At 60.1% G+C, this 12,739-nt stretch carries 11 protein-coding genes; 5 read left to right on the top strand and 6 right to left on the bottom strand.

From position 1 onward, the window contains the following. Nucleotides 1-229 precede the first annotated feature (229 nt). Nucleotides 230-1,624 (top strand): sugar porter family MFS transporter, encoded by a 1,395-nt coding sequence (locus IEY47_RS08715; protein WP_188982808.1) that lies wholly within the window; start codon nucleotides 230-232, stop codon nucleotides 1,622-1,624. A gap of 113 nt (nucleotides 1,625-1,737) precedes the next feature. Here IEY47_RS08715 and IEY47_RS08710 read toward each other — a convergent pair whose 3' ends face one another. The 3 genes from IEY47_RS08710 to IEY47_RS08700 form a co-directional block, all read right to left on the bottom strand. Further along, the gene (locus IEY47_RS08710) at nucleotides 1,738-2,103 is read right to left on the bottom strand and encodes a YggL 50S ribosome-binding family protein (protein WP_188982807.1); all 366 of its coding nucleotides are present in this window, start codon (nucleotides 2,101-2,103) and stop codon (nucleotides 1,738-1,740) included. 91 nt (nucleotides 2,104-2,194) lie between these two features. Next, nucleotides 2,195-3,196 (bottom strand): alpha/beta fold hydrolase, encoded by a 1,002-nt coding sequence (locus IEY47_RS08705; protein WP_188982806.1) that lies wholly within the window; start codon nucleotides 3,194-3,196, stop codon nucleotides 2,195-2,197. A 75-nt stretch (nucleotides 3,197-3,271) separates the two neighbouring features. After that, nucleotides 3,272-4,258 (bottom strand): D-2-hydroxyacid dehydrogenase family protein, encoded by a 987-nt coding sequence (locus IEY47_RS08700; protein WP_188982805.1) that lies wholly within the window; start codon nucleotides 4,256-4,258, stop codon nucleotides 3,272-3,274. Nucleotides 4,259-4,560: 302 nt separating this feature from the next. Between IEY47_RS08700 and guaB the strand changes: the two genes are divergently transcribed. Both guaB and guaA read left to right on the top strand, forming a co-directional pair. Then, on the top strand, nucleotides 4,561-6,030 hold the full coding sequence (guaB, locus tag IEY47_RS08695) for an IMP dehydrogenase (protein WP_188982804.1): 1,470 nt from the start codon (nucleotides 4,561-4,563) through the stop codon (nucleotides 6,028-6,030). Between the two features lie 193 nt (nucleotides 6,031-6,223). Continuing rightward, nucleotides 6,224-7,804 (top strand): glutamine-hydrolyzing GMP synthase, encoded by a 1,581-nt coding sequence (gene guaA / locus IEY47_RS08690; protein ID WP_188982803.1) that lies wholly within the window; start codon nucleotides 6,224-6,226, stop codon nucleotides 7,802-7,804. A 95-nt stretch (nucleotides 7,805-7,899) separates the two neighbouring features. Here the strand turns inward: guaA and IEY47_RS08685 are convergent, their stop codons facing one another. Further along, nucleotides 7,900-8,703, bottom strand: a complete 804-nt coding sequence (locus IEY47_RS08685) for a class I SAM-dependent methyltransferase (RefSeq protein ID WP_188982802.1) — start codon at nucleotides 8,701-8,703, stop codon at nucleotides 7,900-7,902. Between the two features lie 373 nt (nucleotides 8,704-9,076). Between IEY47_RS08685 and IEY47_RS08680 the strand changes: the two genes are divergently transcribed. After that, the gene (locus IEY47_RS08680; RefSeq protein WP_188982801.1) at nucleotides 9,077-10,276 is read left to right on the top strand and encodes an MFS transporter; all 1,200 of its coding nucleotides are present in this window, start codon (nucleotides 9,077-9,079) and stop codon (nucleotides 10,274-10,276) included. Nucleotides 10,277-10,438: 162 nt separating this feature from the next. Beyond that, nucleotides 10,439-11,326, top strand: coding sequence for a YghX family hydrolase (gene yghX, locus IEY47_RS08675; RefSeq protein WP_188982800.1), 888 nt, complete (start codon nucleotides 10,439-10,441; stop codon nucleotides 11,324-11,326). A gap of 169 nt (nucleotides 11,327-11,495) precedes the next feature. Here yghX and IEY47_RS08670 read toward each other — a convergent pair whose 3' ends face one another. Then, a complete protein-coding gene (locus IEY47_RS08670; RefSeq protein WP_188982799.1) occupies nucleotides 11,496-12,353 on the bottom strand; it encodes an SDR family oxidoreductase in 858 nt (285 codons plus the stop codon). A 28-nt stretch (nucleotides 12,354-12,381) separates the two neighbouring features. Further along, entirely contained in the window at nucleotides 12,382-12,675 is a 294-nt protein-coding gene (locus tag IEY47_RS08665) for a hypothetical protein (RefSeq protein ID WP_188982798.1), read from the bottom strand. Nucleotides 12,676-12,739 lie beyond the last annotated feature (64 nt).

Raw genomic sequence — 12,739 nt, 5'->3', positions numbered from 1 at the left:
AAGCTACGAAACGGTTAATCCGCCCTTCAGCGGACCGGCCTGCGGTTTATGCCGCAGGCCGGTGACGGTGTCCCCTTCGTCGTTCGCCTATTTGCAACAATGACTATCGGCCTCGTCTATTCCGGCCATTTCAGTGAACTCACTTGTAACCAGACGTGTCCCCTTTAGGTTGGCTTCGAGTCCGCCCGGACTTATCCGTATGTCTAACCAATAACAATCAGGACATGTTATGGAGTCTGTATCTCGTTCCGCTACGACAGTTGCACCCACTCGTAAAAGCCTGGCTGCGTGGATCGCTCTAATCGCTGCGCTGGGCGGCCTGCTGTTCGGCTACGACACCGGCATCATGGGCGTCGCCCTGTTAGGGCTCGGCCGTCAGTTCGCGATGGACGACACGACCAAGCAGCTGGTGACCGGCGCCATCATCTTTGGTGCATTGTTCGGTTGCCTGCTGACAGGCCCGCTTTCCGACCATCTCGGGCGGCGGCGGACGATCATCGGGGTCGGTCTGGTGTTCGCAGTCGGCTCCATCCTGTGCGCGATGGCCCCGAGTGTTGGCTTCCTGATTGGCTCCCGCTTTTTGCTCGGCCTTTCCGCTGGCAGCGCCACGCAGATCATTCCGGTGTATATCGCTGAAGTCGCGCCGCCTCAGCACCGCGGCAAGCTGGTGGTGCTCTTTCAAGTCATGGTGATGACGGGAATCACCGTCGCGTATTTCACTGGATTCGTTCTCGGTGAGGAATGGCGCTGGATGTTCGGGCTTGGGGTGGTGCCGGCCATGGTGCTATTGATCGGGATGTTGATCCTGCCGGAAAGCCCCCGGTGGTTGCTCGTGCAAGAGCGGGAGGCCGATGCACTGGCTGTCTTGGAGCGGGTGCGGGGCGACACAGACTGGGCCCACAGGGAGCTTGCGGAAATCAAGACGGTCAGTCAGCAGCACGAGGGCTCCTGGCGCGATCTGGCTCAGTCTTGGGTACGCCCGGCAATAGTCGTCGGCGGGGCCATTTCCATGTTTTCGCAGATCACCGGTGTTAACGCGATGATCTACTACGCGCCGACCATTCTCGTGCAATCCGGCTTTACTGAGCAGGTCGCTGTACTGGCTACCGGCAGCAGCACGATACTTGTTGTCTTGATGACGCTTTACGGTAGCTACCTGGTGGACCGTATTGGCCGGCGACGCTATCTGCTGGCGATGATCCCCGGATCGGTCGTCGCACTGGCCGTCATGGGCTATCTCTTGCTGGGCGATGGACCCAGCGGGCCCACTGAACAATGGTTGGTTGTGCTTTGCCTGGCGGCCTACCTGGTATTGAACTGCGGCGGGTTTGGCGTGTGTATCTGGCTCATCAACTCCGAGGTCTATCCGCTATTCGTACGTGGCAAGGGGGCGAGCCTGGGAGCGTTCAGTCACTGGTTCTTCGATTTGCTCGTGACCTTGTGCACCTTGAGCCTAGTGGCGGCCTTGGGCGTTTCCCAGACGTTTTGGCTTTATGCCGCCATTTCAGCGCTCGCGGTGTTTTTCATCTGGCGCTACGTGCCGGAAACCCAGGGTAAGAGCCTGGAGCAAATCGAACACGAACTACGCGCGCAGCGCTTTTTTCCCTTCCAGAAAAAGGCTTGAGGTGCCGCCCACAGGCGAAAGGGCCGTCAGAGGAGAAGGGCTGCGTGCCCAATGAAAAACGCCCGGGCGATCACTCGCTCCGGGCGTTCCTGTTCTTGACGACTGTCAGGCCATCACTCGAAGCCGTACCAGGCGTCGAACAGCTCGCTGATTTCGACGTTGGTGACTTCTGAGCGCGCGTTCAACCAGCTCTCTAGCGCCTTGCGATCATCTTCGCTTGGAGACGCGTAGCGCTTGTTCGCCATGACCGTACCTTCGAGCCATTTGGGATCGAAGCCGCCGATGTAATCCAGTTCACGTGCTTCGACATAGTCGATGAAGGCATCGAGGAAAGTGTCCAGGGCGTCCTCGTCCAATGCTTCCTTGAAGGACACCTTCAATTCGAACGCGTGTTCCTGGAATTCACCGAGGTAGAGCTTCTTGCGCAGGCGACGCTTCATCTTGCGCAGGCGTTCTTCGTTGAGCGTTGGGTTGACCATGGTTCTGCCTTCATCTGGGGAATCAATGTGCCGGCGCGGTGCCGGACGGGGCACATTATTCCCGTCCAGCCCTGCGCTTGCTACCTCGACATCAGGATTTCAGGTCGGAAAGGCCTTTGAGCAACGCTTCATGGAACTCAGCCGGGGCCTGAATCTGCGGGGCGTGGCCTAGCTTCTCGAATTCGACGAGGGTGCTGTTTGGGATCGCTTTGGCGGTGCGCTTGCCCAATTCAGGATAGTTACCGAGTTTAGCCTGGATGTCCTTCGGCGCCTTGGCTTTGCCGATCGCCGTGTTGTCCTGCAAGCCGATCAGCAGCAGCGTCGGCGCCTTCAGCTGGCCGAACTCGTAGACGACGGGCTGGCTGTAGATCATGTCGTAGAGCAGTGCGGAGTTCCAAGCCACGAGGTTCTTGCCGGGGCCGTTGAAGAGGCCTGCGAGCATGTTCACCCAGCGGTCGTATTCCGGTTTCCAGTCGCCGGCGTAGTAGGTCTTACGCTCATACTCGCGGATGCCCTCGGCCGTGGTTTGCGCTTCGTTCGCATACCACTGATCCACGGTCTGATAGGGCACGCCCTCGACCTTCCAATCTTCCAGGCCGATAGGGTTCACCATCACGAGTTGCTCGACTTGGTCGGGGTAGAGCAGTGCGTAGCGGGTGGCGAGCATGCCGCCGGTGGAGTGGCCGAGAATGGTGGCCTTGTCGATCTTCAGGTGGTCGAGCAAGTCATGCGTGTTATGGGCCAGTTGATGAAAGCTGTACTGGTAGCGCAGCGGTTTGGTGGATTTGCAAAACCCGATCTGATCCGGTGCGATGACGCGATACCCAGCATCACTCAACGCCTTGATGCTGCCTTCCCAGGTGCCCGCGCAGAAGTTCTTGCCGTGCATGAGCACAACGGTACGACCATTGGCGTTTTCCGGCTTGACATCGATGTACGCCATTTGCAGCTTTTCGCCTTGGGACTGGAATTCGAAGCGCTCGACGGGACGGTCGTAGTCGAACTCTTCGAGCATGGCGCCGTAACTCGGGGTTTCGGCAGCCATGACGGGTGTGGCGGAGGCGAGGAAAAGGGCAGGCAACAAACGTCGCATCGGAACAGCTCCTTGTTGGCTATGGAAGAAGAGGCGCGTCATTAACGCAGAGCGTTTCCTCGGCGGCGACGAACCTTATGTAACCGGATCTTTGGTCACCTCGATGACGTCGGGGTTCGCGATGTTTTGCGGAACGTTGTTGAAGAACGCTGTGACGTTGTCGAAGGCGTCGCCGAAGTAGAGCTCATAGCCTTCTTTTTCGACATACCCCAGGTGTGGTGTACACAGGGCGCGCGGGTGCTTGAGCAGCGGGTTATCCGACTGTAGTACCGGTTCCTGCTCGTATACGTCGACGGCTGCCTGACCGGGGCGTCCGGCATCAAGCGCCTTGAGCAGGGCGCCGGGCGCGATCAGTTCGGCGCGGCTGATGTTCACCAGCAGGGAATCAGGCTTCATGCGCGCGAGATCGTCGGGCGTAACGAGGTGGCGGGTCCGTTCGCTCAGCCGCAGGTTCAGGCTGACGATATCGGCTTGCTCGAAGAAGGTTTCGCGGCTTTCCGTTGCCGTGTGCCCGTCGGTGATCGCCTGTTGCCGGGAGGTATCGCTACCACAGACGAGAACCGTCATGTCGAAGGCAGCGGCATAGCGCGCCAGGCGCTGCCCGATCTTGCCGTAACCCCAGATGCCGAGCGTCTGTCCGGCGAGTCGCTGGCCTACATTGATCTGCCAGGCGCCATCGCGGAAGGCACCTACTGCGGGCAGGAGCTGACGCCGAGCGGTCATGATCAACCACCAGGCGAGCTCGGCCGGCGCGATCGGAGAGCCACGGCCTTCTGCCACGGCCACGCCATGGCGTGTACAGGCCGCGAGATCGAGGTGTGCGGAAACCTTGCCAGTTTGGCTGATGAGCTTGAGGTTTGGCAGGCGGGCGAGGAGGGCGTCGTCGATACGTGTTCGTTCGCGGGTGAGGACGAGTGCATCGGCGTTGGCGAAGCGCTCGGCCAGTGTATCGATGTCATCGACACTGTCATGGAACACCTCGACGTCGTGACCATCGAGTTTGGAGAAGCAGTCCAGCGAGCGGATGGCGTGCTGGTAGTCGTCGGGGATGATGACTTTCATGATGGCTCCGAGGCGGTTTTTGTTGGTATCGGGTGATCGGAGAGTAGCAAAGGAAGGCGCGTCGTCATCAGACGGTAGTGGTGTCCCGAATTTTGTAGGGGCAGCGATAGGCACAAAGCGGCGACCGTCATGGCGTATTTGTTGAATTTGAAATCGCTTTCGCAACACCGTCTTCGAACCTGCGGCCACTATTACCAGCCGTTCACCCATCTCTTAGCCCAACTTGCAAATGCCCGCTTTCTACAGCCGGGCCTCCTGGGTATAATGCCGCGCTTCCTTTTTCCCGACTGGGAGCCCCCGCCATGCTGCGCATCAGCCAAGAAGCCCTGACTTTCGACGACGTTCTCCTCGTGCCCGGTTATTCCGAGGTGTTGCCGAAGGATGTCAGTTTGAAGACCAAACTGACCCGCGGAATCGAGCTGAATATCCCGCTGATTTCTGCCGCGATGGATACGGTGACTGAAGCCCGTCTGGCCATCACCATGGCGCAGGAAGGGGGCATCGGCATCATTCACAAGAACATGACCATCGATCAGCAAGCCGCCGAAGTGCGCAAGGTCAAGCGCTTCGAAGCCGGTGTCGTCAAGGACCCGATCACCATCGAGGCCGACGCCACCATCCGTGATCTGCTGGATCTGACCCGCCTGCACAACATTTCCGGCGTACCTGTCCTGTCCAATGGCGATCTGGTCGGGATCGTCACCTCGCGCGACATTCGCTTCGAAAACCGTCTGGAAGCCACCGTTCGCGAAGTCATGACGCCAAAAGAGCGTCTAGTGACCGTGAAAGAAGGCGCTGCCAAGGACACCGTTCGCGAACTGTTGCACAAGCATCGCATCGAGAAAGTCCTCATCGTCGACGATGCCTTCACGCTCAAGGGCATGATGACCGTCAAGGACATTGAGAAAGCCAAAGCCTACCCATTCGCCAGCAAGGACGAGCAAGGCAGCTTGCGCGTCGGTGCGGCGGTCGGAACGGGTGCGGAGACGGGCGACCGCATTGCGGCATTGGTCGCGGCGGGTGTGGACGTGATTATCGTTGACACGGCGCATGGTCATTCCAAAGGCGTGATCGACCGCGTGCGTTGGGCCAAGCAGAACTTCCCGCAAGTCCAGGTCATCGGCGGCAACATCGCCACCGCCGAGGCTGCGCTGGCGTTGGTTGAAGCCGGTGCGGATGGTGTGAAGGTCGGTATCGGCCCTGGCTCGATCTGCACCACGCGTATTGTCGCGGGTGTGGGCGTGCCGCAGATTTCCGCCGTGGCCAACGTCGCCGAAGCCTTGAAAGGCAGCGGCGTGCCATTGATCGCTGACGGTGGTATCCGTTTCTCTGGCGACCTGTCCAAAGCCATCGTTGCGGGTGCCTACTGCGTCATGATGGGGTCGATGTTCGCCGGTACCGAAGAAGCGCCAGGCGAAATCGAACTGTTCCAAGGCCGTTCCTACAAGGCATACCGCGGCATGGGCTCGCTGGGCGCGATGGCTCAGTCCCAGGGCTCTTCCGACCGTTACTTCCAAGATTCATCGGCGGGCGCTGAAAAGCTCGTCCCTGAAGGAATTGAAGGGCGTGTTCCGTACAAGGGCACCCTGTCAGCCATCATTCACCAGCTGATGGGCGGGCTGCGGTCCTCGATGGGCTATACCGGTTGCGCCGATATCGAACAGATGCGCACCAAGCCTGAGTTCGTGCGGATCACCGGTGCCGGCATGGCCGAATCTCACGTCCACGACGTGCAGATCACCAAGGAAGCCCCGAACTACCGCGTAAGCTGATTCGGGCAGGGTGGATAAGGCGTTACCGTCATCCGCCCTGCGGTCCCGATGGGCAGGGTGGAAACGCGCAAGGCGCTTTTCCACCGCTGCCAGGCCACCTGATACATGCTGGAGCTGGACACGGTGCAGGAAGACCCGGCAACCGTCTCCAGCTTCTGGCTCTTAGATTCAGTACTTTCCTAAGGAAAGCCCTATGTCCCTTCCTGACATTCACGCCCACCGCATCCTGATTCTCGATTTCGGCTCCCAGTACACCCAGCTCATCGCACGCCGCGTGCGAGAACTCGGTGTCTACTGCGAACTGCACCCGTTCGACATGACCGACGAAGACATCCGTGCCTTCGCCCCGCGCGGCATCATCCTGGCCGGCGGCCCGGAGTCCGTTCACGCCGCCGACAGCCCGCGGGCACCGCAAGCGGTCTTCGATCTGGGCGTGCCTTTGTTCGGTATCTGCTACGGCATGCAGACCATGGCCGAGCAGCTGGGCGGCAAGGTGCAGGGCTCGCAAATCCGCGAATTCGGTTACGCCAAGGTCGATGTTGTCGGCAAGAGCCGACTGCTCGACGGCATCGAGGATCACGTCGACGAAGACGGCGTGCTGGGGCTCGACGTCTGGATGAGCCATGGCGACAAGGTTTCGCAGTTGCCCGAAGGCTTCCATGTACTGGCCAGCACGCCGAGCTGCGCGCTGGCCGCGATGGCGGACGACACCCGTGGCTGGTATGGCGTGCAATTTCACCCGGAAGTGACCCACACCAAGCAAGGTGGTCGCATCCTGTCGCGTTTCCTGCTGGACATCTGTGGCTGTGAAGCGCTGTGGACGCCGTCCAACATCGTCGAAGATGCCGTTCGCCAAGTGCGCGAGCAGGTTGGCGACGCCAACGTACTGCTCGGTCTGTCCGGTGGTGTCGATTCGTCCGTGGTCGCGGCGCTCTTGCACAAAGCCATCGGCGAGCAGCTGACCTGCGTCTTCGTCGACAACGGTCTGCTGCGGCATAAGGAAGGCGATCAGGTCATGGCCATGTTCGCCGAGAACATGGGTGTGAAGGTCATCCGTGCCGACGCCGAAGCGCAGTTCCTCGGTAATCTCGAAGGCGAAGCCGACCCGGAGAAGAAGCGCAAGATCATCGGCCGTACCTTCATCGACGTGTTCGATGCCGAATCCAGCAAGCTGCACAACATCAAATTCCTCGCCCAGGGCACGATCTACCCCGACGTGATCGAGTCCGCCGGTGCCAAAACCGGCAAGGCGCACGTCATCAAGTCGCACCACAACGTGGGCGGTCTGCCGGAAGAGATGAACCTGGAACTGGTCGAGCCCCTGCGTGAACTGTTCAAGGATGAAGTCCGCAAGATCGGCCTCGAACTGGGCCTGCCGCATGACATGGTCTACCGCCACCCGTTCCCGGGCCCAGGCCTGGGCGTGCGTATCCTGGGTGAAGTGAAGAAGGAATACGCCGACCTGCTGCGTCTGGCCGACCACATCTTCATCACCGAACTGCGTAATGCCGGTTGGTACGACAAGGTCAGCCAAGCGTTCGTGGTGTTCCAGCCAGTCAAGTCAGTGGGCGTGGTCGGTGATGGTCGCCGCTACGCATGGGTCGTCGCACTCCGCGCGGTCGAGACCATCGACTTCATGACCGCACGCTGGGCGCACCTGCCGTACGAGCTGCTGGAAAAGGTCTCCAACCGCATCATCAACGAGATCGAAGGCATCTCCCGCGTCACCTATGACGTGTCCAGCAAGCCGCCAGCGACGATCGAGTGGGAATGATCCCGCGTAGGCTGCCGATCGGCAGTGACCGCTAGGGTCGACAAGAAGCCCGCGTGAATGCGGGCTTCTTGCTTTCTGAATGTCGCACCCTTCGGTCAATCCGGTTTTCTTCCGATCGCCATGAAGGCCCTGGTGGGCAGGTGGATGGTGCCATCCGCTGCGCTATAACCGTCGAACGCCGCTTCCAGCGATGCCCTGAGCGTCTCCGCCTCGCGCGTATCCAGCGCCGCGTAGCCAGGAAAACTTCGGAACAGCGGATCGCATTCACTCACCACGTCGGTGGACGACAAAGGGGTCCAATCGGCCTCCACCACCTCTACCTCGATGTCGACGCAGCCCGCGTCGGCCAAGCTCTGCCGCAATGTTTTCGCTGAGAAGCTCGGGAACAAGCCTGCGGGCCAAAGTTCTCGGGTCGGGTATAGCGCATTGAACACGCGCCGCAAGAGATGCGCAGGTGAGCAGTCGTCGTGGTGCGTCCACATTGTCAGGGCGATTCGGCCGCCCGCGCGAGTGACGCGCAGCATCTCGCTGAGCCCCGTTCGCCACGTGGCAAAAGCGAGAACGCCAAAATGGGAGACCGCGATGTCGTAGGTTTCATCGTCGATGGCCAAGTTGTGTAGATCCAGCACCTGGGCCGAGGACGAAGGGAATTCACGCAAGCGGTCCGTGGCGCGCGCCACCATCGCCGGATTGATATCCGCTGCCAATACAATGGCGCCGCGTTCCGCCGCGGCCCTGGCCAGGCCGCCGGTACCTGCAGCGATATCGATTAAGGTGCACTCATCGAGCGGCATCAATCGGTCCAGCAGCTGAAGCGCGAAGGGCTGGGTGGTGCGCTCGCCCATCCGCTCGTAAAGGCCAATGTAGTCGGCAATGGTCAACATCATACGTTTGTTCATTCCGCGTAGATCCTGTCTTGGCCCTCATCAGGTCAGGCCTCGATAGGCTCTTGTCGATGAACGACCAAACGGTTCCACGTGGGCGATTGCTCGTGCGCCCCCGCCTGCCGGTGTGTCCAGCGGAAAAGGGCAATCTTGTGCGGGCTTATTGGCGCCGACTTTCGAGGCGGAACGTGTTTAAATGGCGGTGTTTGTTGAACGACCTGCTGTTTTCCGCACGACCAGCCTATGCGTCCCCTCTTTTTTTGCCAGTAGCGAACCCGTCGTCCCGTCACCTGTTTCGGGAAAACTGTCCGGGTTCTCCATGGCTATTTCGCCTGCTGCCGCTTGAATCGGACGATCCGTCCCCCTCATATCGAAGTGATTTTGCAACATGACTCAAAGACACAGCCTTCCATTCGTGGTGTACCTGCTAGGACTCACCATCTTTACGTTGACCACCGCTGAATTCATGGTGGCGGGCATGATGCCCGCTCTTTCCGAGGCATTTGGTAAAAGCGTAGGGGAGATTGGCTATCTAATTTCCTGGTACGCGCTGGGCATGGCGATCGGTGGACCGATCCTGACCGCGACGCTGTTGGCGCTACGCATCCCTGATAAGCGCGCACTGGTCTGGTTGCTGGGCCTGTACGTGGTCGCGAGCCTGCTCGCTGCGCTGTCGACGGATTATGCGATGTTGGCCTTCACACGCATCCTGATGGGGGTCGCCAGCTCTGCGTGTATCGGTGTTTCGTTGACGATCTGTGCGGAACTGGTGCCGGCGAATGAGCGGGGCCGCGCAGCCTCGATCGTGCTGGGTGGTTTGATGCTCGCACCCGTGTTTGGGGTGCCTGGTACGGCGTTGATCGAGCAGTTTTTTGGCTGGCGCGTGAGCTTCGCCGCCATTACCGTGCTCGCCTGCTTTTGCACGGCCATCGTCATGGCTCGGGTACCCGCCTCCGCAGGGCCGGAAGAGGTCAGCCTGGCGGATGAATTCAGCTTGCTGTTCAACCGGCGGCTATGGGCCGCGTACGCCACGAGCGGGTTGATCATTGGTGCGGCAATTACCGCAGTCAGCTACTTCGCGCCCGTCTTTACGGAATTGGCGGGTGTCTCGCCGCGCATCGTGCCGATGCTCTTGATCGCGTACGGGATGGCGAATGTGGTCGGTAATCTGGTCGTCGGACGCTTCGCCGACCGCTACATAATGCCGATTCTTGCCTTCGGTCTGTTGGTATTGGCACTCGCGCTGGCGAGTTTTGCGCTGTTCGCCCACCACCTCGTTCCTAGCCTGATCGCGTTCTTTATCGTCGGGCTGACAGGTGTCTCGCTCAATCCTGCGATGGCGGCAAGGGTGATGGGAACCGCCTCGCCGCGCCCCTTGGTGAACACCATGCATACGTCGGTGATCACCAGTGGCATCGCGTTTGGTAGCTGGATCGGGGGCGCGGGTATCGACGCAGGATACGGCCTGACGTCGCCACTGTGGATCGGCTGCATCATGGCTTCGATCGGCTTACTAAGCGTATTGCCGTTCCTGTCTCGCCGTGAGCGGACCTGCACGGCGGCCCCCTGTTCTAACGTCACAGGCTGAGTGCCGACGGGGGGAGTTTATCGTTGCAGCGCGGACGCCGGGTTTGCGGCTACGCCGGTCTAGAGGTATACCTGCAAGCCGGGGTGCGTGCACCCTCGAACGGCAGTACCTCTCGTAAACCGGATTCTGCGTATTCGCGCGTGCAACCACGAGGAGAAACGGATGGCCCGCCTGACCGCCAAGGATTTCCACCCCGAACTGCTCGAACTCTACGACTTCTATGTGCATGGACGAATTTCCCGGCGTGATTTCCTCGACCGTGCCGCGAAGTATGCGGTTGGGGGGATGACCGCCTTAGCGCTGCTGTCTTCTCTGAGCCCGAATTACGCGATGGCTCGGCAGATCGAGTTCACCGATCCCGACATCGTCGCGGAATACATCCGCTACCCCTCACCGAATGGGCATGGCGAAGTCCGAGGTTACCTCGTTCGCCCGGCCAAAGCCGAGGGCAAGGTGCCTGGGATCGTGGTCGTACACGAGAACCGTGGGCTTAACCCCTATATCGAGGACGTCGCGCGTCGGGTTGCAAAAGAAGGATTTATCGCACTGGCGCCGGACGGTCTCAGTTCGGTGGGTGGCTATCCCGGTAACGACGACAAAGGCCGTGAGCTTCAGCAGAAAGTCGATCCGGAGAAGCTCATGAACGATTTCTTTGCCGCCATCGAATACCTCCAGCAAAGCGACCTGACGACCGACAAGATCGGCATCACCGGCTTCTGCTATGGCGGTGGGGTATCGCATGCGGCTGCCGTGGCGTACCCCGAGCTTGCGGCGGCGGTACCGTTCTACGGGCGTCAAGCGAAGCCGGAGGATGTGTCGAAGATCAAGGCGCCACTGCTGATTCATTTCGCTGAGACTGACCCGAACGTCAACGCGACGTGGCCGGCGTACGAAGCGGCGCTGAAAAGCGCAGGCACGACATATGAGGCGCATATCTATCCCGGCACCAACCATGGTTTCCACAACGACTCGACTCCGCGTTACGACGAAGCAGCAGCGAAACTGGCCTGGGAGCGAACCGTTGCCTGGTTCAAGCGCTATCTTGCGTAAATGAATCCGCGGGGTCCTGCGTCGGTTCTGCGCAGTAGACGAGATCCAGCGCACGCTCGGTGCCGCAGCCAATCTCGGCGCATAGCGCCGGGGACCGTAGTGGCACCGCTTTCCACGGTAGACTGCTGGCAGTCAGTGCACGCACGCCAAGCTGCGTGCACTGACTGCATCAGAGGATGGGCTTGCCGCCGGTGACCGCAATACGTGCGCCAGACGTGTAACTGGATTCATCCGACGCGAGCATGACATAGGTCGAGGCGAGCTCGACGGGTTGCCCAGGGCGACCCAGTGGCGTTTGCCCGCCGAAGTTTTCCACGGCGTCTTCGGGCATTGTCGAAGGAATCAGTGGGGTCCAGATGGGGCCCGGCGCGACACTGTTCGCGCGGATGCCCTTCTCACCAAGCAACTGCGCCAAGCCTGCGGTGAAATTGGCGATAGCACCCTTGGTGGTCGCGTACGGCAGCAGGGTAGGGCGGGGCATGTCCGAATTGACCGACGTGGTATTGATGATCGAGCCACCTCTGGGCATGTGCTTCACGGCGGCCTGCGTGATGCGAAACATCGCAGTGATGTTGATATCGAACGTGCGTACCCATTCCTCATCCGGAATGTCATCCAGCGTGAAGTGGGTCATCTGGAACGCGGCATTGTTCACTAACACATCGATACGGCCGTAGCGTGCGACGGTCTGTTCGACAATATCCAGGCATTTCTCGCGCGCTGCGATATCGCCGGGGAGTAACAGGCAACCACGACCGGCCTGTTCTACGTACTTAGCGGTGTCTTCGGCATCTTCGTGTTCATCGAGGTAGGAGATAGCGACGTCCGCGCCCTCACGCGCAAACGCAATTGCGACGGCGCGACCGATGCCACTGTCACCCCCGGTGATCAAGGCGACCTTGCCTTTGAGTTTCCCGGATCCTTTGTAGCTCTCTTCGCCACAGTCGGGCCGAGGATTCATTTTCATCTGGCTTCCCGGCACTTGCTGCTGCTGTCGGGGGAGCGGCGTGCTTGGGTAATCGGACATTTAATGTCTCCTTAATCGGGCGAGAAAATCAGTGCGTCACTTGGGTGTCGTGACGATGGGTATCTTCGTCGGCCAGTCGTTTGACGCTGATTTCGCGGATCCCCAGTCGATCGGCCTCATCGAGCGCTACGCGCTCATCCTCTAACAACTCCGAGTTCTGCAGGGCGGCTGCCTCGAACGAGGCGTCGCCTCCGTGTACATGCATCAGATGGCGCGCGGCGCTGCCTTCCTGAAAGCGTGCAGTCTGCGCCTCGACAACGACCATGCGGGGCGCATCGAGATAGCGATAATTGATTTCGTAGGTATAGCGTTGGGCGATCATGTGGCCTCCAGCAAGCCGACGTTACTTCTATCTCGACAGGCAGGCTTTTTGCGATGTTCCCGAC

This window comes from Pseudomonas matsuisoli, from assembly GCF_014647635.1.
In the GTDB taxonomy this organism is placed as follows: domain Bacteria; phylum Pseudomonadota; class Gammaproteobacteria; order Pseudomonadales; family Pseudomonadaceae; genus Pseudomonas_P; species Pseudomonas_P matsuisoli.
Note: the sequence above shows the minus strand (reverse complement) of the source record. Positions and strands in the feature narration are given on the sequence as shown.

What these genes read in the sequence shown, in the direction of transcription:
- IEY47_RS08685 (WP_188982802.1), bottom strand. Translation starts at nt 8,703, where the DNA reads ATGAACAAACGTATGATGTTGACCATTGCCGACTACATTGGCCTTTAC.
- IEY47_RS08705 (WP_188982806.1), bottom strand. Translation starts at nt 3,196, where the DNA reads ATGCGACGTTTGTTGCCTGCCCTTTTCCTCGCCTCCGCCACACCCGTC.
- IEY47_RS08670 (WP_188982799.1), bottom strand. Translation starts at nt 12,353, where the DNA reads ATGTCCGATTACCCAAGCACGCCGCTCCCCCGACAGCAGCAGCAAGTG.
- guaB (WP_188982804.1), top strand. Translation starts at nt 4,561, where the DNA reads ATGCTGCGCATCAGCCAAGAAGCCCTGACTTTCGACGACGTTCTCCTC.
- IEY47_RS08700 (WP_188982805.1), bottom strand. Translation starts at nt 4,258, where the DNA reads ATGAAAGTCATCATCCCCGACGACTACCAGCACGCCATCCGCTCGCTG.
- IEY47_RS08710 (WP_188982807.1), bottom strand. Translation starts at nt 2,103, where the DNA reads ATGGTCAACCCAACGCTCAACGAAGAACGCCTGCGCAAGATGAAGCGT.
- IEY47_RS08715 (WP_188982808.1), top strand. Translation starts at nt 230, where the DNA reads ATGGAGTCTGTATCTCGTTCCGCTACGACAGTTGCACCCACTCGTAAA.
- IEY47_RS08665 (WP_188982798.1), bottom strand. Translation starts at nt 12,675, where the DNA reads ATGATCGCCCAACGCTATACCTACGAAATCAATTATCGCTATCTCGAT.
- guaA (WP_188982803.1), top strand. Translation starts at nt 6,224, where the DNA reads ATGTCCCTTCCTGACATTCACGCCCACCGCATCCTGATTCTCGATTTC.
- IEY47_RS08680 (WP_188982801.1), top strand. Translation starts at nt 9,077, where the DNA reads ATGACTCAAAGACACAGCCTTCCATTCGTGGTGTACCTGCTAGGACTC.
- yghX (WP_188982800.1), top strand. Translation starts at nt 10,439, where the DNA reads ATGGCCCGCCTGACCGCCAAGGATTTCCACCCCGAACTGCTCGAACTC.